Source organism: Nostoc cf. edaphicum LEGE 07299, from assembly GCF_015207245.1.
Taxonomy (GTDB): domain Bacteria; phylum Cyanobacteriota; class Cyanobacteriia; order Cyanobacteriales; family Nostocaceae; genus Nostoc; species Nostoc edaphicum_B.
This window is the reverse complement of sequence record NZ_JADEXF010000986.1, coordinates 1-2,628: the sequence shown is the minus strand read 5'-3', so window position 1 is coordinate 2,628 and position 2,628 is coordinate 1. Positions and strand designations below refer to the sequence as shown.

Here is a 2,628-nt window from a genome sequence, read left to right as displayed (position 1 = left end):
TTGTAATGCTGATGCCGCGATCGCTTCACTTTCAACTATACTTAAGCGAGCGATCGCCTGTTTCACTCCAGGTATACTTTGAGGATTTACGCTCAACTCATCCAGCCCTAAACCTAATAAAATTGGTGTTGCTAAAGTATCTGCTGCCAATTCTCCACATAATCCTACCGAAATCCCGGCTGCATGAGCAGCTTGGATAGTTTGCTGCACCATTCGCAACACGGCTGGATGTAGTGCATCAACCAAATTTGCCACGCGGGGATTAGTGCGATCGCTAGCCATGACGTACTGACTCAGGTCGTTAGTGCCTATACTAAAGAAGTCTACTTCAGCAGCTAACCGATCGGCGATCGCTACTGCTGACGGAACCTCCACCATAATTCCTACTTTCATCGCTGCATCAAATGCGATACCAGCTTGATTTAGTTCAGCCTGCACTTCGCCCAAAATTACCTTAGCTGCACGTACTTCAGTTACCGTAGCAATCATCGGCAACATGATTTTAATTTGGTGTCCGACACTGGCTCTCAAAATTGCCCGTAACTGAGTTTTGAAGAGTTCTGGACGATCTAAACAGAAACGAATTCCCCGCGAACCTAAGAAAGGGTTAGCTTCTGGCAACCCTACTCTGAGATAGGGAAGTGGCTTATCACCACCGACATCTAAGGTACGAATAATTAGCGGACGATTATCTAAAACTTGGGCGATCGCCTGATACACTTCTAGTTGTTCTTCTTCAGTGGGGGCACTTGTCCTATCCAGATAAAGAAACTCAGTGCGGAGTAATCCCACACCTTCTGCACCGCTAGCCACCGCAACTTGCACATCATTTATACTACCAATATTTGCGAAGACGCTAACTTGCCGACCATCACGAGTAATTGCTGGCTGATGTGCCGTAGCTCGTGCTTCCTGTTGGGCAGTTTGCCAAGCTTCTTGCTTTGCTGCCAGTAAATCCAGGATATGTGATTCTGGTTCTACCCAAGCTCTGCCGCTTTCACCATCAAGTGCCATCAGTGTACCATCAGCCAGGTGCAACACTTGGGCATCCACTCCCAAAACTGCCGGAATACCCAACGTCCGGGCGATAATGGCACTGTGGGAAGTTGCACTACCAGAAGTTGTACAAATACCCAACACCTTTGTCGGATCTAGTCCAGCCGTATCTGAGGGGGTTAAATCAGTCGCCACCAAAATCGCTGGTGACTCCAGATGCAAGTTAGCCGCAGCATTCCCAGCGAGTAATCGCAGCACTCTTCGCCCGACATCTACAACATCGTCAACTCGCTCTTGCAGATAAGAATCCTCAAGTGCGCGGTAGGAAGTCGCTACTTCATCGACTACAGCTTGCCAAGCGGCTTCAGCATTTATATGGTTGTCTAAAATGCGCTGATGAGCCGCTTCCAACAGTACTGGATCTTCTAAAAATAGTAATTGGGCATCAAAGATGGCGGCTTCAGCATCACCAATTTGCAGAGATGCCTGTGAGAAAACAGCTTGAATTTCTTGTCGTGCAGTGTTTATCGCTGCTTGTAATCGTTGCCACTCTGCATCAGGATCGTCTACGTGGTATTCCGTAATTGTGATGTGAGTGGGTTGATAACGAACAACAGGTGCGATCGCTACTCCGGCAGAAGCTGCAATCCCCGAAAGTTCGCCGTGAGTTGTGGGTGTAACTTCATTGTGTACTGGTGGAGAATTCAAAGTAACATTATCTTCACCAAAATTATTTGCGAATAATCCCTGTAATGCCGCTAGTGCCTCATCTGCATCAGCACCGATGGCAGTAATCACCAATTCGTGTCCTTGACGCACCCCTAAAGTTGTGACTTGGTTAATACTGTCACCTCTGACTAGCTCAGTATTTCTCGTTAAATTCTGCACCAAAATTTGGGATTGAAACCGGGCTGCGGTTGTCACAAACTGCGCTGCGGGACGGGCGTGTAATCCTAAGCGATTGCTCACTATTACCCTGATTTCTCGCGTTGGTGATTCTACATTAGTTGTTGTTGGGGTGACAAGTGACAACGGCCTAGTAACTACACCCAATTGAGTTGCTTTTGCGAGAAGTGCGCCGCGTGCTTCCGCCATAACTTGGTGAATATCTCTACCAGCCGCCGCCGCCACTACAGCAGCGATCGCACCTTCTACTAGAGGTGCTTCACACAAATACACTTTCTCCTGCTGTGCTTCTGGCAAAAACTCGATTGCCATTTCCGCACTCAGCAAAGCACTACCCAAATCCATTAGCACCAAGACACCATCATCAGAAAAAACAGAAGCGATCGCCTCATAAACCTGAATCGGATCGGTACCCAATGGATTTTCAGGATCTTCAATACCTGCTGCAACAGCAATGGGAACTTGGTCTTGAACCATCTGCGCGGCGAGTTCCCGCACACCCAAAGCTAGTTGTTTACTGTGAGAAACGATAACAATTGCGATCGCGGCCACACCGTCAACCTTGTTGAGAGGTTTGCGTTTAGCTAGTTATCCATTTCATTTTCCCATTCCGCTACAATTGCAACTGCCCGAAAATATTCCGGTCTTTCCAGCTAGAAATACGAATAAAATAGCCTTCTGTTACGGAAATACGTGGCGTCCACTCATAAACACCATCGCTAGCAG

1 protein-coding gene is annotated in these 2,628 nt (G+C 47.6%); it reads right to left on the bottom strand.

The genetic code is table 11. The features are described 5' to 3' along the window. Positions 1–2,454: phosphoenolpyruvate--protein phosphotransferase (gene ptsP / locus IQ229_RS23455; protein WP_194047888.1), on the bottom strand; the 2,454-nt coding region annotated here is incomplete at its 3' end. Positions 2,455–2,628: the final 174 nt, after the last annotated feature.